This is a genomic window from Roseovarius sp. YIN77 (genome assembly GCF_057219155.1).
Genome location: NZ_JBXVVI010000001.1, coordinates 81,781 through 102,712, shown reverse-complemented (window position 1 = coordinate 102,712; position 20,932 = coordinate 81,781). Strand labels below are relative to the sequence as shown.

At 56.3% G+C, this 20,932-nt stretch carries 19 protein-coding genes and 1 tRNA gene; 7 read left to right on the top strand and 13 right to left on the bottom strand.

Features of this window, described 5'->3' with window-relative positions; translation table 11 throughout:
- The first annotated feature begins 131 nt into the window (after positions 1 to 131).
- Complete coding sequence (locus tag AC2D8P_RS00500; RefSeq protein ID WP_484699503.1) at positions 132 to 1,529, top strand: calcium-binding protein; 1,398 nt, start codon at positions 132 to 134, stop codon at positions 1,527 to 1,529.
- Positions 1,530 to 1,553: 24 nt separating this feature from the next.
- Here AC2D8P_RS00500 and AC2D8P_RS00495 read toward each other — a convergent pair whose 3' ends face one another.
- Together AC2D8P_RS00495 and AC2D8P_RS00490 are read right to left on the bottom strand one after the other, a co-directional pair.
- Positions 1,554 to 3,386, bottom strand: a complete 1,833-nt coding sequence (locus tag AC2D8P_RS00495; RefSeq protein ID WP_484699501.1) for an ABCB family ABC transporter ATP-binding protein/permease — start codon at positions 3,384 to 3,386, stop codon at positions 1,554 to 1,556.
- Between the two features lie 101 nt (positions 3,387 to 3,487).
- Positions 3,488 to 4,924: a LysM peptidoglycan-binding domain-containing protein gene (locus AC2D8P_RS00490; RefSeq protein WP_484699499.1), complete on the bottom strand. Its 1,437-nt coding sequence runs from the start codon at positions 4,922 to 4,924 to the stop codon at positions 3,488 to 3,490.
- 106 nt (positions 4,925 to 5,030) lie between these two features.
- On the opposite strand from AC2D8P_RS00490, the gene AC2D8P_RS00485 reads away from it, so the two are divergent.
- Positions 5,031 to 5,579: an LOG family protein gene (locus AC2D8P_RS00485; protein WP_484699497.1), complete on the top strand. Its 549-nt coding sequence runs from the start codon at positions 5,031 to 5,033 to the stop codon at positions 5,577 to 5,579.
- Between the two features lies 1 nt (position 5,580).
- Here the strand turns inward: AC2D8P_RS00485 and rarD are convergent, their stop codons facing one another.
- From rarD to AC2D8P_RS00450, 7 genes are all read right to left on the bottom strand, one after another.
- Entirely contained in the window at positions 5,581 to 6,492 is a 912-nt protein-coding gene (gene rarD / locus AC2D8P_RS00480; protein ID WP_484699495.1) for an EamA family transporter RarD, read from the bottom strand.
- A gap of 166 nt (positions 6,493 to 6,658) precedes the next feature.
- Positions 6,659 to 7,258 carry a superoxide dismutase gene (locus AC2D8P_RS00475; protein ID WP_484699493.1) on the bottom strand — a complete coding sequence of 200 codons (600 nt, stop codon included), beginning with the start codon at positions 7,256 to 7,258 and terminating at the stop codon, positions 6,659 to 6,661.
- A 94-nt stretch (positions 7,259 to 7,352) separates the two neighbouring features.
- On the bottom strand, positions 7,353 to 7,760 hold the full coding sequence (locus AC2D8P_RS00470; RefSeq protein WP_484699491.1) for a hypothetical protein: 408 nt from the start codon (positions 7,758 to 7,760) through the stop codon (positions 7,353 to 7,355).
- A 99-nt stretch (positions 7,761 to 7,859) separates the two neighbouring features.
- Positions 7,860 to 8,426 carry a sarcosine oxidase subunit gamma gene (locus AC2D8P_RS00465; RefSeq protein WP_484699489.1) on the bottom strand — a complete coding sequence of 189 codons (567 nt, stop codon included), beginning with the start codon at positions 8,424 to 8,426 and terminating at the stop codon, positions 7,860 to 7,862.
- Positions 8,419 to 11,430: a sarcosine oxidase subunit alpha family protein gene (locus AC2D8P_RS00460; RefSeq protein ID WP_484699487.1), complete on the bottom strand. Its 3,012-nt coding sequence runs from the start codon at positions 11,428 to 11,430 to the stop codon at positions 8,419 to 8,421. Before AC2D8P_RS00460 ends, AC2D8P_RS00465 begins: the two co-directional genes overlap by 8 nt.
- On the bottom strand, positions 11,427 to 11,750 hold the full coding sequence (locus tag AC2D8P_RS00455) for a sarcosine oxidase subunit delta (protein ID WP_484699485.1): 324 nt from the start codon (positions 11,748 to 11,750) through the stop codon (positions 11,427 to 11,429). Before AC2D8P_RS00455 ends, AC2D8P_RS00460 begins: the two co-directional genes overlap by 4 nt.
- Before the next feature lie 12 nt (positions 11,751 to 11,762).
- A complete protein-coding gene (locus tag AC2D8P_RS00450; protein ID WP_484699483.1) occupies positions 11,763 to 13,010 on the bottom strand; it encodes a sarcosine oxidase subunit beta family protein in 1,248 nt (415 codons plus the stop codon).
- A gap of 199 nt (positions 13,011 to 13,209) precedes the next feature.
- On the opposite strand from AC2D8P_RS00450, the gene ccmI reads away from it, so the two are divergent.
- The 4 genes from ccmI to AC2D8P_RS00430 all read left to right on the top strand — a co-directional run bounded on the left by ccmI (position 13,210) and on the right by AC2D8P_RS00430 (position 15,991).
- The gene (gene ccmI, locus AC2D8P_RS00445) at positions 13,210 to 14,424 is read left to right on the top strand and encodes a c-type cytochrome biogenesis protein CcmI (protein ID WP_484699481.1); all 1,215 of its coding nucleotides are present in this window, start codon (positions 13,210 to 13,212) and stop codon (positions 14,422 to 14,424) included.
- Positions 14,421 to 14,888, top strand: coding sequence for a Holliday junction resolvase RuvX (gene ruvX, locus AC2D8P_RS00440; RefSeq protein ID WP_484699479.1), 468 nt, complete (start codon positions 14,421 to 14,423; stop codon positions 14,886 to 14,888). Before ccmI ends, ruvX begins: the two co-directional genes overlap by 4 nt.
- A 7-nt stretch (positions 14,889 to 14,895) precedes the next feature.
- Positions 14,896 to 15,126 carry a DUF1289 domain-containing protein gene (locus AC2D8P_RS00435; protein ID WP_484699477.1) on the top strand — a complete coding sequence of 77 codons (231 nt, stop codon included), beginning with the start codon at positions 14,896 to 14,898 and terminating at the stop codon, positions 15,124 to 15,126.
- Positions 15,127 to 15,496: 370 nt separating this feature from the next.
- Positions 15,497 to 15,991 (top strand): GNAT family N-acetyltransferase, encoded by a 495-nt coding sequence (locus AC2D8P_RS00430; protein ID WP_484699475.1) that lies wholly within the window; start codon positions 15,497 to 15,499, stop codon positions 15,989 to 15,991.
- 154 nt (positions 15,992 to 16,145) lie between these two features.
- On the opposite strand, the gene rpiB is transcribed toward AC2D8P_RS00430, so the two are convergent.
- On the bottom strand, positions 16,146 to 16,595 hold the full coding sequence (gene rpiB, locus AC2D8P_RS00425) for a ribose 5-phosphate isomerase B (protein WP_484699473.1): 450 nt from the start codon (positions 16,593 to 16,595) through the stop codon (positions 16,146 to 16,148).
- A gap of 194 nt (positions 16,596 to 16,789) precedes the next feature.
- Here rpiB and AC2D8P_RS00420 point away from each other — a divergent pair, with 194 nt between their 5' ends.
- Positions 16,790 to 17,083, top strand: coding sequence for a DUF3144 domain-containing protein (locus tag AC2D8P_RS00420; RefSeq protein WP_484699471.1), 294 nt, complete (start codon positions 16,790 to 16,792; stop codon positions 17,081 to 17,083).
- A gap of 338 nt (positions 17,084 to 17,421) precedes the next feature.
- On the opposite strand, the gene tig is transcribed toward AC2D8P_RS00420, so the two are convergent.
- The 3 genes from tig to AC2D8P_RS00405 all read right to left on the bottom strand — a co-directional run bounded on the left by tig (position 17,422) and on the right by AC2D8P_RS00405 (position 20,774).
- Complete coding sequence (gene tig, locus AC2D8P_RS00415) at positions 17,422 to 18,756, bottom strand: trigger factor (RefSeq protein WP_484699469.1); 1,335 nt, start codon at positions 18,754 to 18,756, stop codon at positions 17,422 to 17,424.
- A 144-nt stretch (positions 18,757 to 18,900) separates the two neighbouring features.
- Positions 18,901 to 18,985 (bottom strand) — tRNA-Leu (locus AC2D8P_RS00410).
- Between the two features lie 52 nt (positions 18,986 to 19,037).
- On the bottom strand, positions 19,038 to 20,774 hold the full coding sequence (locus tag AC2D8P_RS00405; protein WP_484700564.1) for an NAD(P)H-hydrate dehydratase: 1,737 nt from the start codon (positions 20,772 to 20,774) through the stop codon (positions 19,038 to 19,040).
- Positions 20,775 to 20,932: the final 158 nt, after the last annotated feature.

Sequence of the window (20,932 nt, the reverse complement as noted above, 5' to 3'; positions counted from 1 at the left end):
GACTGGCCAGATCGCCTTTGTTTCCGAAAAATTGGCATCTGACAAACTTTCGCCATCTTTATGCGGTTTTGTTTTCCCAATTCCTTTGATTTTGGCAGGGTGAGGGGCGCGACTACAGATGGATATTCACAATGCCCCCCAAAAACACAAACGGCGGTGGAAAGAATAACAATAACAGCAATCCTCCACCCGGCGCGATCGTCGGAACCGATGGAAATGACACCATTGATCTGCTGTCCCTAATCGGCCCCGCAACGGCGGGCGATGATGAGATTTGGGGACTGGGCGGAGATGACTTCATCGATGGCGGCCCAGGCAATGATATCATCGAGGGTGGCGACGGCGACGACACGCTCTATGGCAGCGAAGGGGATGACACCATAAACGGTGGCGCAGGCGCCGATCTGATCTGGGGCGGACCGGGCAGTGACACAATCGATGGCGGCGGCGGGAAATTCGACACAGCGATCTATTACGGTGTCGAAGGTGTCGATTACGAAGTCACTGAAATCACCGAAGTCAAACCCAATGGCCGAACCAACGTCATTGGCTACACCGTAACCGACCTGAACACCGGCGACGTGGACACGTTGACAAATGTCGAAACCATCCTCTTTGTTGAAACGCCATCCACGGGTGCCATCATCACCCAAGGCGACGCAGATTTCACCCAGTTTGATCAGACCGTCACGATCGATGTCTTGGCCAATGACTATATCGAGGGCTCCGATCCCGGTGTCGGCCTATCCATCAGCACCATCATCGACGTGCAGGTTGATTTGAACGGCGACAACATCAACGATGTCGATCTGATCCCCGATGGGGTGGACATCACCTATTTCAATGACACCGATGGTGGCATTCTGAATGACGGAACCATCCTGACCCTGAACCCGGATGGCACACTGACATGGGATCCCAATGGCCAGTACGACACGCCCCCAGGGGCTGGCGAAAACCCACCCGTCATCCAGTTCTGGTATGAGGCCTCTGATGGCATGGGCGGCAGTGAATACGGCGATGTCACCATTCAGGTCACCTACCCCGCGCCCTCGGGCATGATCACCTTTGAAACCATGACCCTTGACCTGGCCCTCACTTTTCTAGGCATCTACCAGTATGCTGACGGTCCAGACGGGACCTATGTTGTATCACAACTCAGTTCCGCCACTCAAAATTTTGAGCAACGCGATACTGGCACCTCCGATTATGACTATGACGGTGACGGCGATGATGAATTCCGTGTTTGGACCGAAGCCAACGGCGACACACACGAAATGAACATCCACCACCGCGACCTGGATACGTTCGATCTGGTCAGCCTGGATTTCTCTGGGCTGGGTGCAGGTGAAACCGCGACAATCTCGCTCGCCGATACATCGGGCATCATCTATGATCAGTTTACTGTGACAGAGTCCGATCTGGATGCGAACGGTGTCTATACCCTGAACGAGATAGACGTTGGTCAGCTTTCGATCGAGGCAAGCGCCGGGGATGAGTTTTACATCGACGACGTCGTAATCGCTTAATCCTCAGGCGTGATCAAACCTTGGTCACGCCGCCTCTTCCCGCTCCGCCTGTTGACGCTGCCACAGCTGGGCATAGCGCCCTTCGCTGGCCAGCAGCGCGTCATGGGTGCCTTCCTCGATCACTTCGCCCTCCTGCAAAACCACGATGTGATCGGCATCGGCAATGGTGGACAGACGGTGGGCGATGGTGATCACCGTGCGCCCCTGCCCCATTTCTGACAGCGCCTCCTGAATGCTGCGTTCAGTGTCGGTGTCCAGCGCACTTGTCGCCTCGTCCAATAACAGAATCGGCGGGTTTTTCAGGATAGTGCGCGCGATGCCCACCCGCTGTTTTTCCCCGCCGGACAGTTTCAGCCCGCGCTCACCCACTTGGGTTTCGTAGCCTTCGGGCAAGCTCATGATGAAATCATGGATCTTGGCCGCCTGCGCAGCACCGATGATTTCGTCCCGCGTCGCACCAGCCCGACCATAGGCAATATTGTAGTAAATCGTGTCGTTGAACAGCACCGTATCCTGCGGCACCACGCCAATGGCGGAATGCAGGCTTTCTTGCGTGACATCCCGCAAGTCCTGACCATCAATGCGCAGGGCCCCGCCCGTCACATCATAAAACCGGAACAAAAGCCGCCCGATGGTCGATTTACCGGAACCAGACGGCCCTACAATCGCCAGTGTTGACCCCTGTTCCACATTTACCGACACGCCCTTCAAAATCTCCCGCTCTGTATCATAGCCAAAGCGGATCGCGTCAAAACTGACCTCGCCTCCATTGACCTGCAAAGGCTTGGCGCCCGGGGCATCGACAATCTCTGCCGGTTGGCCCAACAGCTCGAACATCTCGCCCATATCGACCAGCGCCTGCCGGATTTCGCGATAGACGGTGCCCAGAAAATTCAGGGGCATGGTGATCTGGATCATATAGGCGTTGACCATCACGAAATCGCCCACAGTCAGATCGCCGCGTTGCACCCCCATCGCGGCCAAGACCATGACGCCCACCAGCCCTGTCGTGATCAACAGAGACTGCCCAAAATTCAGCGCACCCAAGGACCACTGGGTTTTCAGCGCCGCCTTTTCATACAACTCCATGGATTCGTCATAGCGTGCAGCCTCGCGCCCTTCAGCCCCGAAATATTTGACGGTTTCAAAGTTCAGCAGGCTATCGATGGCTTTTTGATTGGCGTTGGTGTCCTGATCGTTCATCTCGCGGCGGACTTTCACCCGCCATTCGGTCAGCTTGAACGTGAACCAGATGTACAGGCCAACGGTCACCACAACGATCGCCAAGTACCAGACGTCAAACACGACAAACAGGATGATCCCCACCATTGTCAGTTCCAGAATCAACGGCCCGATCGACAACAGCATAAAGCGCAGCAGGAAATCGACGCCCTTCACCCCCCGTTCGATGATCCGCGAAAGCCCCCCGGTCTTGCGGGTGATGTGATAGCGCAGCGACAGCGCATGAATATGCTGGAATGTCTCTAACGCCAGCATCCGTAAGGCACGCTGCCCCACCCGGGCAAAGATCACATCGCGCAACTGCTGAAATCCGACGGTCATGGCCCGCGACATACCATAAGCCACGGTCAGTCCGATGGCCCCGACCCCCAGCATCCACGCCGCATCCGGTGCGTCACCTGATAGAACATCAACCGCCGCTTTGTACAAAAACGGTGTGAAGACAGCGATCACCTTGGCCACAAACAGCGCCAACAGCGACAAGACTACACGCTGTTTCACCCAAGGCTGCGCATCCGGCCACAGATAGGGGGACACTTTGCGAATGGTCCGCATGTTTGCGGTTCTCTCAAGAGAGGCATCCTCTGATGTCATGGTAGAAGTCACTCGGCGCATGTCAGTCTCTCAATGGCAGGCACCCAGATTTAATGCCAACTGTCGGGATTGACCACCATCAATCCCGCAGTTTCGCCTGTGCAATCCTACACAGGTAAAGATCAGTTTTCCGGGTCTTGCTCTGGAATGGTAAAGACCTGACCGGGATAAATCAGGTCCGGGTCACGAATTTGGTCCTTGTTGGCCTCAAACAATTGCACATACAAAAAGCCGTCACCGTAGTTTCGGGTGGCAATTCCCCACAGGGTAAACCCGGGCTGAACCGTGACCAGCGCGACTTCCGGCAGCTTTGGTGTCTCTGGCGCACTATCGGCGGCCTCCACCTCTTCGGTTTCAGGGGCCGCAGGGGCCTGATCTACTGACACATCCGTCACTGCGGTCTGTGCCTCGGCCGCGGTTTCAACCGCCTCTGATGACTGTGCCTGATTGACACTTTCATCCGTAGTTTGCTGAGCCAGAGCCTGTGCAACGATATCGGGATCTTCGCGCTGGAATGGGGTTTCCACCCGGGCAACGACATCACCAGAGGCGTTCAACTGATCGATGCGCAATGTGTAAATTCCCGCGTTGACCCCACTTAGCGTCATCTTCCAACGACCATCCCGATCGATCTTGGCTGCCTGTGCCCACTCATTGTTCAGATATGCGCGCACAAAGCCTTCGGATGCGCTCTCTGCCTCGCCTTCGGCCTGCCCTTCCAAATGAACACTTTCTGTGTCCGAATAGGATATCGCATCAATGGTCAGGCGGTTCGGCGCAGTTGGCGACTGCAAAACGCGCACACCATCCTCATCCGCCAGCAACACGGCCGTTTGCTGAGGCTCTTCTGGTTCAGCAGCCGTTTGTTCGGTGGCCGCCCCGGCATCAGCATTATCCTCGGGCACCATTTCAGCCGCAGCCATTTCGATCGGGGCCAGAATGACACTTTGATCTGACGCAGCCGCCACCATACCGTCCAGCTCTGATGACAAGGTCAAAACCTTTGCCGCCCCGCCGGGCTCCACTGAAAACAGGGCCACAAATTGTCCGGCTGCATCTGCGACGGTGCGGGTTAATTCCTGCCCATCCATCAGAATGATAACCGTGGATCCCGGGGCCGCTTGGCCCGCCACCAGCGCGCGCCCATCAGGGGACAAACGCACAATGTCAAACGCCGGTACCGGCATCGGATCCAACGTGATCACCGACTCTGGGTCTGTGGTTTCTGCCTCCACCTCGGCCACAGCGCTGTCATCCGCAACACTTTCCGCCTCGTCGGTGGTTTCAACTGCATCTTCCGCCTCAGCAGGTTCAGACACCTCTTCCACGGCAATTTGCTCTTCGGTCATGCTTTCGGGTTCGGGGACAGCCTCAGCAGCCTCATCTACCTGATCCGTAGCATCGGCGCTCACGGCCTCCTCAGGACTGGGGGCCTCAACCATCTGATCAGGCGCTTCACCCGATCCGGTTGTGAAAAAATAAAGCAGCACAGCTATGACAACTGCCCCGCCTCCAATCGCATATTTTCCCATATTACCGGAAGAAGTCCCGTCAGCCATTCCCAGTCATCCCCAAAACTGATCGCAGACCCCCTCTGGTCTGCGCTTGTCGCAGAGTATCAACACAGATATCAGAGTGCAAAACAAGTCCTCTCGGGTAAACATCATGGCTTCTCTCTCTGTTTGTGTCTTCTGTGGCGCGCGCGACGGCGCAAATCCTCTGCACGCCGAACTCGCTCAAACTTTGGGGACAGCCTTGGCCCAAAACAATTGGCGGCTGGTCTATGGGGCCGGCGATGTTGGTCTAATGGGTCGCGTGGCCCGGGCGACCCAGGCGGCAGGCGGGGAAACCTTCGGCGTCATCCCCGTGCACCTGATGCAAAAAGAGGTCGGCAAACGCGACCTGTCCAGCCTTGTCGTGACCGAAAACATGCACGAACGCAAAAAGGTGATGTTCATGAATTCGGATGTCATCGTTGTTCTACCCGGCGGCGCCGGTTCACTGGATGAATTTTTCGAGGTCCTGACCTGGCGCCAGATCGGACTGCATGAAAAACCGGTTATCTTGCTAAATTCTGATGGGTATTGGGACAAGCTCGTCGATTTGATCGACCATGTGATCGAACAGGGGTTTGCCGATAAAAACCTGAAATCCTATTTGCATGTTCTAAGCAACGTTCAGGACATGACCAGCCTGCTGGCAAAACTGGCCTGATCTATCGTTGACGTCGCTTGCGCCGGGTCAGGATCAGACTTTCGATAGAATAAATCGCCAACGCCACCCAGATCATTGAAAAGGCCAGCACGTGCCACTGCGTGAACGCCTCTGAAAACACAAAAACGGCAACACAAATCTGAATTGTCGGGTTTAGATATTGCACCAGACCCACCGTGGCCAGCGATACCCGCTTAGAGGCATAAGACATCAAAAACAGCGGCAGTGCCGTAACCGGGCCGGACAATAGCAACAACCCGGTATCGCGGACAGAGCTGCCAAAAACACCCGCTTGATGCGTGTCATCAGCCCCCCACCCTGCACTATGCGCGCCAATCAGAACGACGATTGTGACAGGGGCAAAGATCATCGTTTCAAAACACACCGACAAAACCGGCCCGGCGGTGATCTGCTTTTTCAGAACACCATAAACGGCAAAGGAAGTCGACAAGGCCAGCGCGATATAGGGCGCAACACCCAGACCAAGCGTCAAGGTAACGACCGCACAAGTCGCCAACACAATCGCCAACATCCGCCATCGGGTCAGAACCTCGCCAAAGGCCACCACTCCGCCCAAAACCATCAAGAGCGGAAAGATGTAATATCCCAGCCCCGCCTCAACCCCAAATCCCAGCTGGATCGCGGTGATGAATATCAGCCAGTTGGTCGCGATCATCAGGGCCGCCACCGCCATCATTGCAAAGCTCTTGCCCCAGCGAAACAATGGTGGAATCTGGGCCAGACGGTTCTGATAGGCCAAAATACACAGGAAAAACACCATGCCCCAAAGGGTGCGATGGCTCAAAACCTCCATCGGCGGCACATGCGACAACGCTTTGTACAACAGCGGCGACAGTCCCCAAATCAGGCATGCCATCACCATCGTCGATATGCCCTTGACCGGATCTGTCATCGCCCACCCTTCCCGGTTTACCTGGGCATTTGCGGCGTTCACCGGCATGGGGTCAAGCACGAAACGTACCGGACATGCAGCAAACCCAACTGCACCGTGTGTTGGCAAAAGAAAACGACCACCAAACTGGCGGCCGCTTTCAAATTCTCAAATTGCGATGATCCAATTACATCCGGCTGGCAACATTTTCCCAGTTGACCAGATTGTCGAGGAAGTTGGTCAGATAGGCCGGACGCTTGTTGCGGAAATCGATGTAGTAGGAATGTTCCCACACATCACAACCCAACAAAGCTGTTTGACCAAAGCAAAGCGGGTTCACGCCGTTCTCCGTCTTGGTCACAGCCAGAGATCCATCAGCGTTTTTCACCAGCCACGCCCAGCCGGAGCCAAACTGGCCCGCACCGGCAGCGGAAAACTGCGATTTGAAATCATCGACAGAACCGAAGTTTTCAACCAGTGCCGCTTCCAGCTCACCGGGCATGGCGCTGTCACCCGGCCCCATCATTTCCCAGAACTGGTTGTGGTTCCACAGCTGGCTGATGTTGTTGAATATCCCATTCTGCGCCACGGACGTCGCATTATAGGTGCCAACAATGATCTCTTCCAGCGACTTACTGTCCCATTCGGTGCCCGCAATCGCGGCATTGCCGTTGGTCACATAGGCGTTGTGGTGCAGGTCGTGGTGATACTCCAGCGTTTCAGCAGACATGCCCTTGGATGCCAGCGCATCATGTGCATAGGGAAGATCGGGAAGTTCAAAAGCCATAGGTCAGCCCCTTTCAAGTTCGAGCGTTATTCTTGGCCCCTAGATGGCGGTTTGAGGGGGGGAAGGTCAAGAGCATGACTACAACATAAGTAATTTAGGACGTTTCTTCGCAGTTTCCGCTGCCCCTAAACCTGTTTTTGAACTGTCTTGGCTTTGCCATCATAGTCATTTGCATCGTGTCTTGTTCTAAAGTTGCTGTGTAACGCATTCTGGTACGTTGCGATGTACGGCTGACAGTGTGAACGTCCCAAGTCATCACGATTTTTTCGTTTCTTGAGCTGCGGATATCTACCGGAATGGGTTGATCATCGTTGTAACCTGTCACCCACCCGCTCACCTCAGGGCGATCACTGTCAAGATCAGAAAACAGAAACTCTCCTTCAGCCCATTGGTTATCATCAGTTGGACGAATAAAGCATCGATATTCCTCTGCCATTGTTTGCATAGGAAAAAGGATTGTTGCCGCTGCCAGTGCGGCGAAAACGTTAGGTCTAAAATTCAATTGGATCTCCAACAAAAAGGTTGCGGAATCGACCGATCCCACAACCCTTGGAAGATTTCAATCTGAGAATTAGCTATCGGTAGAAAATTTGATATTCCCTCACAAATACCCAACCTCTGATCCAGACATCGCCGCTGTCTTCAACAGGTTGAACACATATTCGGCCACAGAGCGGAAGGCCACGACCGTGAATTCATCCTCGCCCGACATCCAGAACGCCGCCGGCACCTGCGCCAAGCGTGATCGGCGGATTTGGCCGGGGCCGAAGGCATCTGCACCGAAATCAACCGGGGCCAGTTTGGCCAAGGCTTCGCGTGCACCAGCGCCCTGGACGCGCAAGACAACTCGCGCGTCCGACACGTTCACCGCCAACGAATGCACACCAGACAGCGCCGTGCTCAGGTCCGCAACGGCACCTTCAACCTCTGCATAGGGGGTCAACAGCAGCAATTCGTCTGGCGACATCCAGGCGGCCCCCTTGTCCCCGTTCAGCGCAATCTCTCGCTGGCCGGGAATGGCAACGCCGGTGACATCCTTGACCGCCTTGGCAATCACCTTATCCGACAGATCGCCACGCAGGGTGATCATGCCCCTCAGGCCCAGTTCCTCGACCACCGCAATGCCAGAGGCAGAAACGTGGTTCAGTGCACTTACAGCATTAGACATTCTGCTTCTCCCCGTCCTTGTCATACCAGACGGTATCGACAATCTTGGCTTTGATCATGGTTCCATCAACTTTGCCGAACTCGATCACCTCGCCCATCCGATCCGGCCCGTTATGAACCAGCCCCATGGCGATACCCTTGCCCAGCGTTGGCGAATGATAGGTGGACGTGACACGCCCCTCCATGTTCCGCTGGCCATTGGCATTGGTGCCCGCTTTGATCGCATAGGCTCCATCTGGCAGAACAGATCCGTCCAACGTTTCCAGACCGACCAGTTTCCAACGGTTCGGATCAGTCATGTGCGAACGCGCCTGCGCACGTTTGCCCAGATAATCCTCTTTCTTCTTGGAAATCGCCCAGTTCAGACCCAGATCCTGCGGAATGATGGTGCCGTCGGTTTCGTCCCCGATCATGATAAAGCCCTTCTCGGCCCGCATGATGTGCAGACATTCGGTGCCATAAGGCATCGCGCCAAACTCACCACCAGCATTGTGAAGCGCCTCCCAGAAGGCCGCGCCTTGGCTAGCTGGTACCGCGATCTCATAGCTGAGTTCACCCGAGAACGAAATCCGGTACACACGGGTATCAAAACCACCGATCTGCCCGTCACGCCATTCCATGAACGGAACCGCCTCTGCCGATACATCCATGCCGCCCAGTTTCTCCAACACCTTGCGGGCATTGGGGCCAACAACAGCGAATTGCGCGTATTGCTCCGTCAGGTTGGCGACATAGACTTTCATGTCCCACCATTCGGTCTGCAACCACTCTTCCATCCAGCCGTGAATACGGTCCGCGCCACCAGAGGTCGTATGGCAGAGGAATGTATCCTCATCGATCCGGGCCACAACACCGTCGTCAGACAAGAACCCATTCTCGGAACACATCAGGCCATAGCGGCATTTGCCGACCTTCAGCGTCGACATCATGTTGGTGTAGAGCATATCCAGGAAGCGCCCTGCATCCGGCCCCTTCACCACCAGCTTACCCAGCGTGGACGCATCCAGCAGACCAAGGTTCTGGCGGGTGTTGATCACCTCGCGATGTACGGCCTCCTCGCGGGTTTCCGCCCCACGTCGATAGCAATAGGGGCGACGCCAATGACCCACCGGTTCCCAATCCGCGCCGTTAGTGTCGCTCCAGCCATGGGCAGGCGTTTTGCGAATGGGTTGGAAAATCTCACCGCGTGCCTCACCCGCGATCGCGCCCATGGAAATCGGCGTATACGGGGGCCGGAACGTGGTGGTTCCTGTGGATGGAATAGGCTGGTTCAGCGCATCAGACAAAATCGCCAAGCCGTTGATGTTGGACAGTTTTCCCTGATCCGTCGCCATACCCAACGTGGTGTAACGTTTGGTGTGCTCAACAGATTCGTACCCCTCGCGCGCGGCCAATTGAACGTCGGAAACCTTCACGTCGTTCTGATAATCCAGCCACATCTTCATACGCAGATCAGGGCCAGCGCCCTGCGGCATGATCCAGACCGGCAGCATGGGCGCGGACAGTTCTTCAGCTGCTTTCGGGGCGGCGTTGCGTTTCGGGGTGAAGCCCGCCGCCTTGGCCGCCGCTTTCCCTGCCGTATGGGCATCGGCCAGAACATCGTTCGATGCCAGCGCACCATTGGCGGTCCCTGCTGGGATCACCATGCCCTCGCCATTGTCGCCGGTGGGCGGACGGTTCGGATCGGGTTTGAAGAACGCGTTTTCCGTATCCCAGGTCAGCTTGCCGCCGCAATGGGACCACAGGTGCACAACCGGGGACCAGCCGCCGGACATGGCAACAGCATCGCACTTGATTTCGTCCAGCGCACCGCCCTCGCCGATTTGCAGGGTCATGCCCACACCCTCGACGCGTTTGCCGCCTTTGACTTTGCCAATGGCCTTGCCGGTTTCAACGCGAATGCCCAATTCACGGGCGCGCTGCACCAGCGGACCGTTGGCCTCTTCCCGTGCATCGATCACCGCAGGTACATCCAGCCCCGCCTCTTTCAGCGTGATCGCGGTGCGGTAGGCGTCATCGTTGTTGGTGACCACAACGGTACGGTCGCCAATCGACACACCCCAGTTCACCACATAGTCCCGTACGGCAGAGGCCAGCATCACACCCGGAACATCATTCCCGGCAAAGCTTAGCGGGCGTTCAATCGCGCCGGTCGCGGTGATGGTTTGCTTGGCCCGAACCCGCCACAGACGGTGACGTGGCTTGCCATCGCCCGGGGTGTGATCTGCCACACGCTCGTACACGGTGACATAGCCGTGATCATAAACACCGGCGCCCATGGCACGGGTGCGGATTGACACATTGTCCATTGCTTCAAGGGCTTGGATCGTGTCGTTCACCCACACCTCGGCAGGTTTTCCATCAATCTCTGCCCCGTCCACAGGTGCGCGACCGCCCCAGTGGTTGGTTTGTTCAACCAGCAGAACCTTGGCACCGGCCTCACCGGCGGCCTTGGCCGCTTGCAAACCAGCAATCCCGCCGCCGATGACCAGCACATCAACGAAGGCATAGAAATGTTCGTACCGGTCGGCATCACGGTCTTTTGGCGCCTTCCCCAAACCGGCAGATTGCCGGATGAAGGGCTCATAAACATGTTTCCAGAACGGGCGCGGGAACAGAAAGGTTTTATAGTAAAACCCACCGGGCAGGAACCGCGCGAACAGGCTGTTGATCGCGCCAATGTCGAATTCCAGGCTCGGCCAGTGGTTTTGCGAGGTCGAGGTCAGACCGTCAAACAGCTCTGTCGTGGTGACGCGCTGGTTCGGTTCAAACCGATCGCCCTGCCCCATATTGACCAGCGCGTTGGGCTCTTCCGCCCCTGACGCCACGATCCCACGCGGGCGGTGATATTTGAACGACCGGCCAACCATCATCTGGTCATTGGCCAGCAGAGCCGATCCCAGCGTGTCGCCCTCAAACCCCTTCAGGCGCTTGCCATTAAAGGTGAAATTCAGCGCGCGGTCACGATTGACCAGACGGCCTTTGCCTTGCAGACGTGTGCTCATTTCCAGCCCCCCCATTCAGGGCGTTTCTTTTTGATCTTCGCCACCAGATCGGCAGGTGGTTCAGTGACTTGTGCGGAATAGGTGCCAAACACCTCCAGTGTCATGGTGCAGCGCGCGGCATGAAACCACTTGCCGCAGCCATTGGCGTGGCGCCAGCGTTCAAAGTTCACACCCTTCGGGTTTTCGCGCATGAACAGGTAGCCCTCAAACTCGTCATCAGACGAGTTCGGACCAAACCGTTTCAGATGCGCCTCGCCACCGGCGGCCAGTTCCGTTTCCTCGGCCTTCACGCCGCAATAGGGACATTCAAGTATCAGCATTTCATAATCCCCTTAGTGCGCCACACCGGCGGCCACGCTTTCATCGATAAAGCGGCCTTCGGTAAAGCGGTTCAAGCCAAATTCGGCAGCAAGCGGCCCCGGTTCGCCCTTGGCCACCAGTTCCGCCATCGCCCAGCCAGACCCCGGAATGGATTTAAACCCACCCGTGCCCCAACCACCGTTCATAAAGATATTCTGAACCGGCGTTTTAGTGATAATTGGCGAGCGGTCCCCGGTCACATCCACGATCCCGCCCCATTGGCGCAGCATCTTCAGACGGCTGATCATTGGGAAGGTCTCAACAAGCGCACGCACGGTTTCCTCGATATGGTGGTACGATCCGCGCTGGGTGTAGTTGTTGAACGCGTCGGTCCCGCCGCCGATCACCATCTCACCCTTGTCAGATTGGCTCATGTAGCCATGCACGGTGTTGGCCATCACAACCACATCCATGCAAGGCTTGATCGGCTCTGATACCAGCGCCTGCAGCGCCACAGATTCCATTGGCAAACGGAAGCCCGCCATTTCCGCCAGATGGCCAGAGTTGCCGGCCACAACAATCGCCAGCTTCCCGCAATCAATCGCACCTTTGGTCGTGTCGATGCCGACGACCTTGCCGCCCTCATTGCGCACACCGGTGACTTCGCATTTCTGGATGATATCCATGCCCATGTCGGAACAGGCACGCGCATAGCCCCAGGCCACCGCATCGTGACGCGCCGTGCCCCCACGGGCCTGCCACAGCGCCCCCAGAACTGGATAACGCGGCCCGTCAATATTCATGATCGGGCACAGCTCTTTCACACGTTCGGGGCCGATAAACTCGGTCGCCACACCCTGGAACGCATTGGCCTGTGCCGTACGTTTGTAGCCACGGATCTCATGTTCGGTCTGGGCCAGCATCATCACACCGCGTGGGCTGAACATGACGTTATAGTTCAGGTCCTGGCTCATCGTCTCATATAGCGACCGCGCCTTTTCATAGATCGCCGCAGATGGATCCTGCAAATAGTTCGACCGGATGATGGTGGTGTTGCGGCCAGTGTTGCCGCCGCCCAACCAACCTTTTTCAATAATCGCCACGTTCTTGATGCCGTGGTTTTTGCCCAGATAATAGGCTGTGGCCAATCCATGACCACCCGCACCGACGATCACAACGTCATAACGAGATTTCGGTTCAGGAGAGCGCCACGCCCGTTCCCATCCCTGATGGTAACGCGCGGCCTCTCTGGCGATAGCAAAGGCAGAATAACGTCGCATGTTCGGTCGAATCCAATCGTTCATGTGGGAGTTCGCTGTCAGTCTAAATGACTTAAATCATCGGTTCCACCGAACATGTGAGCGGCAGCTTTGACCGATATTGCGACATGTTGGGCCACATCCGGCGATGCGCGACAGTTCATCCCCTTTTGGTTGGTTTCAAACATCTATAGATACGCGCTGAACGGAGAGCATAAACATGGCGTTTTGGATTGTCGCATTGGGATTGGGCTTGACGGTCTGCGCTTTGATGGTGCTGGCCGCGCGGCGCGGCGCAGAAACGCCCGCCCCGGATCAATTCGCCTCTGATACGGCGGTTTATCGCGATCAGTTGCGGGAACTGGATCAGGACCTCGCCCGCGGCGTGATACCACAGGCAGAGGCAAACCAAACCCGCATCGAAATATCCCGCCGCCTGCTGACGGCGGATGCGGCAAAAACCAAAACGCGGCGGGCAGGATCCGAACCCACCCTGTGGCTGCTTGCGGTTTTTGCGGCCATCATGCTGGCAGGTACGGCTGCAGTTTATCTTCAACTTGGCGCCCCCGGCTTTCCTGATTTGCCCCTTTCAGACCGGATCGAAACCGCCAACGAAATGCGCCAGAACCGCCCTGACCAAACCACGGCAGAGGCTCAGGTCAGCCAGGTTCAAAACGACTACCCCGAAGAATACACCGCGCTTGTTGATCAATTGCGTCAGGCTGTCGCCGATCGTCCCGATGATCTGCAGGGCCATATCCTGCTGGTTCAAAGCGAGGCACGATTAGGCAACTTTAGCGCCGCACACCAGGCCCAGGCGCGTGTGCTGCAGCTCAAGGATGCCGCCGCCACCGCGGATGATTGGGCCGGATACGGCGATCTACTGATTTTGGCGGCGGGCGGCTATATCTCGCCAGAGGCCGAACAGGCCCTGACCCGCGCCCTGACGCTCGATCCTAAAAACGGGTTGGCGCGGTATTATTCCGGCCTGATGTTTTTGCAAAACGGACGGCCCGATTTGGGCTTTCAATTCTGGTCGGGCTTGCTGACAGACAGCCGATCGTCCGATCCTTGGGTGGCGCCCATTCGCGCGCAGCTAGAGGAAGTCGCCATGCTGGCAGGCGTTCGGTACGAACTGCCCGCCATCACGACCGCGCCAGGCCCCTCTGCCGAAGACATCTCTGCCGCAGAAGCCTTGAATGATGAAGACCGTACCGAAATGATCCAGAACATGGTCGAAGGACTGGCGGACCGGCTGGCCGCCGAAGGCGGTAGCGCCCAAGATTGGGCCCGCCTGATCAACGCGTTAGCGGTCCTGGGCGAAACCGACCGCGCCCGCGTGATTCTGGCAGAGGCCACCCAGACCTTTGCCGATGACAACGACGCAATGGCCATAATTCACGGTGCCGCTGCACAGGCCGGGCTCACCGAATGATCATCGAGGATATCAAAGATTTCGCCGCCGCCCTGCCCCCGATGCAGGCCTTGGCCGGGCTCGATCTGGGCACCAAAACCATTGGCGTGGCCATTTCCGACAGCTTTCGTTCCGTCGCAACACCCCTGGAAACCATCCGGCGCAAGAAATTCACCCAAGACGCAGATGCCCTGCTGAAGATTCTGACGAACCGCCAGATTGCCGGCTTGGTGCTGGGATTGCCCCTGAACATGGACGGGTCAGAGGGCCCCCGTGTGCAATCCACCCGCGCCTTTGCCCGCAACCTGACCCGCCTGACGGACATCCCCATCACCTTCTGGGATGAACGTCTGTCCACTGTCGCGGCTGAACGCGCGCTGTTAGAGGCGGATGCGACACGAAAACGTCGGTCTGAGGTTATTGATCACGTCGCCGCCGGGTATATCTTACAAGGAGCGCTGGACAGGTTGGCGCATCTGGGATGAGACCACAATGACCGACGAGATCTGGAAGCGAAACGAAATCCATTCACCTTGCGTGAAAATCTGCGTGGTGCATCCGGAAACGCGCCTGTGCACCGGTTGCCTGCGAACCATCGACGAAATTCGCGATTGGTCGCGCATGACCGATGATCAGCGCGCCGATATCATGGAAGAGCTACCAACCAGAGACGCCGCCCCCAAAAAACGCCGCGGCGGCCGCGCCGCCCGATTGGCGCGATAAGCCCGCAGGTCGGGCTTCAGCCCGGCATTTCGCACGTGCGGAACATCAAATGACTTCGACCGTCACGTCGTAGGATCCCAATATGGACCTGAGTCGAATGAGGGGAAAGTCTGATTAGAGCCCATCTCGACCAATGCTGCAAATTGCACGAATGACCGTTCTGGCGATTTGTTGATCTTGCGCGCAGCGACTGTCGTTGCTGTCCCCAAAATTTTGAGTTGCCGCAAAAGGTTCGTTGTCAATAACGACACAGACCGCGACGCTAGTGAGTAAGACGCTTGCAGGCGTTCCGGTTTTTTTATTCGGCAAGGTACGCGCTCCTCTTCTTTAGATGGAGATTCCATAGAATACGGCTCTAGGGAGAAGCTAAGTGCAAGAACTACAAACCGAACGACTTTTATTGAGGCAGTGGAGAGCAGAAGACATCGAACCCTATACTCGTTACTTCAGAGATCAGAGCAGAGCACAGTACTTTGGCGGCAAGCGAAACGCTGATGACGCATGGCGACATCTGGCCATGATGGTTGGACATTGGCAACTGAACGGTTTTGGATATTGGGCCGTTGAAGAGCGTACAACCCAAACGTTTGTGGTATGCGTCGGACTTTGGAAATCTCTGGATTGGCCGGAGCTGGAATTGGGTTATTGGATTGATGACCGACAGCAACGGAATGGTTTTGCTGAAGAAGCAGCAGCGGAGTGTGTCAGGTATGCACGAAATTCCCTCAAGTCACCTTCTCTGGTAAGTTACATTGCACCTGACAACATGCCTTCGCAAAAATTGGCCGCGAAGCTTGGCGCAGTGTATGAGCAAACAATTGAATTGGTCGAACAATGGCCTCATCTGGTTTATCGACATTTCTGAAGAGCTTGTCCTTAAGATCACCTACTAAAGCTGACATTGGCGCAATAACGGCGAAAGCTAGCTCCGTCCCGCTCAGCAAACAATCATGCAAACTCAACACCAACCAAAAGAAGGGCGGAAATCCACCCCCCAAATCGCAACGAGAAAGCGTGCCCTACCCCTCGATCGCCGTGATCATATCGACCCGTGTACCATGGCGGCCGCCCTCAAACGCGGCCCCCAGAAACGCATCGGCAATCTCCAGCGCCAGCATATCACCGACCACCCGCGCGCCAATGGACAGCATATTGGCATCGTTATGTTCGCGGATCATCCGGGCCGAAAACGTATCTGAACACACGCCGCAGCGCACGCCCTTGACCTTGTTCGCCGCCATCATGATCCCTTGGCCCGTCCCGCACAAAATGATCCCCAGATCGCATTCGCCCTCGGCCACCATCCGCGCCGCCGCCTCGCCGTGCTTGGGGTAATGCGTGCTCTCTGGCGTTACCGGCCCGATATCAACCACCTCGTACCCCTGTGCCGAGATGTGATCGGCAATGGCCTGACGAAGCGCGATGGCCGCATGATCACTGGACAGAACGACGCGGGTTTTGGGGGTCATGATAAAAGCTCCTGCAATCATGTCATTCAGGGTTAGCGGCCTTGGAACAGATGTATCGAAACACGTCAACCGATGACCGGTGTTTTGCATCAAAAGCCCCACGTCATTCGATGAAGCGGCGCCGCAAACCCCATTGCGATCAACTGCAGCAACTATAAAGTTGACCCAGCTTCAATCGTGCAAAGGATAGTTTCGTGGCCACCACACCGGATCAGGCGTTTTTCGATCGCGCAGACAAAGTCATCGACCTCGTAAACGCACAGTTGGACGACGAAAGCAAAGGCCGCGTCAGCGCGTCCCTCCTCTATGCCGCTGCTCGATTCAATGCATGGGTCAGCGCACGCGGGTTTTATGAGGGTTCGGAAATGGCGGAAAAAAAAGAAGAAACGATTGACTATTTCGTTGCCCAATATCGCAATATGCTTTGCGAAAACATGGATGACTATATTGATAACTTCGCCAAATACATGACCCCTCCATCCAATTGATCACCGGCATATCCCGTTCTGCCAGCGGACGACAAACCTGATCGCGCCGCCCGTCTGTCATCCCTTATCTGACCACCTTTGCGGCCCCAGATCACGGAATCAGAAAAAGATTAAAGCAACGCAGCGCCCCAGGACGCCCAATTTAGCGGACTGCCCGGCGTTTTCACACTGTCGCGATGCCGTTAAAATACCGACGCAATACCGACATGTGAATTCAAGATGCAATCCCCGTTAACCATCAGGTGAACACCCTGCCAGTCGCCCTGCAGGATCCGTGTAATCGCCCAGAAAAAAGGCCGCCCGATGGGCGGCCTTTGCGTAATAATCTGGTGTCGGGCTTACTCTTCGTCGAGCGCCTCAACAGCTTTCTGCAGATCGTCTTTTGACACTTCTTTTTCAGAAACTTCAGCCAATTCAAGGATATAGTCGACGACTTTATCCTCAAAAATCGGGGCGCGCAGTTGCTGCTGCATCTGAGCGTTTTGCTGAACGAATTCAAAGAACTGGCGTTCCTGACCCGGATACTGACGTGCCTGCGCCATCACCGCTTGGGTCATTTCTTGTTCCGTTACTTCGATCTCTGCTTTCTGGCCCAGCTCTGCCAAGAGCAGACCCAAACGAACGCGGCGTTCTGCCAATTTGGTGTGCTCATCCGTGGCTTCGATTTCGCCGTGATTGTGATCATGCACTTCCGGGTTTTCATCATGCCACAACTGGTGCGCAATCTGTTTTGCCTCTTCTTCCACCAGGGTTGGTGGCAGATCGAAAGACACGATTTCATCCAAAGAATCCAGCAACTTACGCTTTACAATAGCGCGCGACGCACCGGCATATTCAGCTTCCAGACGCTCGGCAACCTGACCCTTCAGGGCGTCCAGATCATCGGCCCCAAACTGTTTGGCCAGCTCATCATTGATCTCGGCATCTGCGGGCGCCTTAACGGCCTTCACGGTGCAGGCAAAAACAGCATCTTTGCCCGCCAGGTTTTCGGCACCATATTCGGCTGGGAAGGCCACATTGACCTCAACCTCTTCACCGACTTTGGCACCAACCAGTTGCTCTTCGAACCCAGGGATGAAGGAATTGGATCCCAGCACCAGCGGGTAATCTTCGGCAGCACCACCCTCAAAGGCTTCACCATCAACTTTGCCAACAAAGTCGATAACAACCTGATCGCCATCCTTGGCTTTGGAACCTTTGCGACGGTCTTCAAAGTTTTGCGCGGATTGCGCCAGATTGCCCAGCGCCTCTTCGACATCGGTATCACCCGCCTTGACGACCATCTTCTCCAGCTTGATCGCCTTCATGTCGACCTCTGGAATGGTGGGCAGAGCCTCATAGGACATTTCGACCTCGACGTCGTCGCCCTCTTTCCACTCTTCGCCGTTTTTCATCTCGATTTTCGGCTGCATTGCCGGGCGATCACCAGACTGTTCAAAATGCTCGCTCATCGCGCCATCAACAGCTTCTTGCATGGCTTCGCCCATCAGGCGCTGTCCGAACTGCTTTTTCAGCAGAGCCATAGGAACCTTGCCCTTGCGAAAGCCCTTCATTTCGACTTCGGGCTGGGCCTCGGCCAGCTTGGCATTCACCTTGTCATTCAGATCAGATGCCGGAATCGTGATATCATAGCCGCGTTTCAGGCCTTCGTTCAGGGTCTCAGTGACCTGCATGTTCGTCCTCATTTCATAGCAAAGGGCCGCGCAAACGCGGCGGGAATTAATCAAGGCTCTTCTATTGGGCAGCAGTCATGCTTGCAAGGGCTGAATCATCATCAAAAGGCAAAGTATGTCACATGTTTTACATCTATGCCCTGATGGTGCGGGTGGAGGGACTTGAACCCCCACGCCTCGCGGCGCTAGAACCTAAATCTAGTGCGTCTACCAATTTCGCCACACCCGCAACAGGGCGCGTCTTAGCAAAGCCCTGATTGGGATGCGAGAGAAAATTCACCTCATACCCCAAGATTTTTGAAAACCTTTGGTAATTCCTCTGGCAAATCCTCTGCGATCAGGCCGAGGCCAAAGGACAGCGCGCATTCCACATGCAGCCACGCCCCGGTTTCAGCGGCCTGCATAGGCGAAAAGCCACGCGCCATCAGCCCTGTGATAAACCCCGCCAACACGTCCCCAGACCCGGCGGTGGCCAGCCACGGTGCAGACCGTTCATAATGCGCCGAGTTAATCGAACACCGCCCATCCGGTGCGGCAATCACGGTATCCGGCCCCTTGAACAGCACAACGCACCCTGCCCTTGCCGCAGCCTCCCGCGTCGCATCGACCTTGGAATAAGCCGGGCCTTTGGTGGCCGGGGCATTCAGTTTCCCTACAATATCCGGGAACAAACGCGCAAACTCGCCAGCGTGGGGTGTCAGCACACAGCGCTCGTGCAACAGATCAAACAAAGCCTCTGGCGCATGCGCAAACGCCGTCAAGGCATCCGCGTCCAACACTGTCGCCCGCTTTGTATTCAACGCCACTGGCACCAGTTCCCGCGCCCGGTCCACACCCATTCCCGGGCCCATACACAGCGCGTTGATACGCTCGTCCGTCAAAACATCGGATAACCCCTCTGTCCCCTCCACCTCTTTCAACATAATCGCCGTCAATTGCGCCGCATTCTCTGCCAAGGCATCTGCCGGAGACCCCACCGTCACCAACCCCGCCCCGATGCGCAGCGCCCCACGAGCCGCAAGCCGCGCGGCCCCGGTTTGGGCAGAGGGGCCAGAGAGGATCAGAGCATGGCCATGGGCGTATTTGTGATGATTAAAAAACTTGGGCATCCGATAGAATGGCAGTCCGCCCCAAGGACGCTCATCTTGCACCCGGCCCAAAGGCTCAGAAAGCCTTAGGAAGCAAGGTCGGCAAGCTCCACGATGCGACTTACCAAGATAGATAAACGCGCCATCATAGGGTTCACCGTTAAAACGACGGCGTTGCGTTGCTATGCCAATGTCTTTTACTATGATTTTTCCACATAAATCAGGCCCGTTTGACATGAAGTGTCCTGGCTTTGGGCTATCAAAACAGACCGTGACCCGCGCAAATCGATCATGTAAAGCACGTGTCCCACGCGTAGAAGCAAGTTTTTGCCGCATCTCTTCAGGTAAATTCTCCAAGTACTCTAATGGCCATGCCCACAGGGGCTCCAGTTGCAAAACGCGCCCACTGTCGAGACAAAGACCGGAAGGAGCGTCGATACTGATTAGACGATCCCCATAGTGATCACCGTTCACTCCTGACAAGTGCCTCAAGACGCGGAGCAATTCGCCTTCCACTCCACGTGCTAGACCGGTTCCAAAAACAGCATCAACATAGAGATCGGCGAAACTGCCTTGGCGCACGCCCCGCTCCGTCAGTTGACTAACTTCCCCCCGCTCCAACCACCGCTCATAATTCACCCGTGCATCCGGCGGCATCTTATCCGGGTCCCCATACAGAAACACCTCCACATCCCAACCCAGCTCATACAACAGCCGCGCCACGACAAACCCGTCGCCGCCATTGTTTCCGGGGCCGCACAGAACCACGGCCTTGTGGGACGTTTTTGCAAGCTCTGGCCATTCCTCGAATATCGCCTCGACCACGCCGCGCCCGGCGCGCTCCATCAGCTCCAGCCCGGTGACCTCTCCGCTGTCAATTGCGGCCTGTTCAATTGCCCGCATCTGGGCGGCGGTCAAAAGCTCTGTCATCGCCTCTTCATCCTCAATTTCCAAAAACTGCACACAAAATAATCACATTGCACAAAAATTAGGCACGCGCCTTGATTTCGATCACTTCCCAACCGGATTCTCAGCCTACCCCATGGACGCGCACGCGGGGAAGTGGTCAGACGCCCCGGTAACCCAAT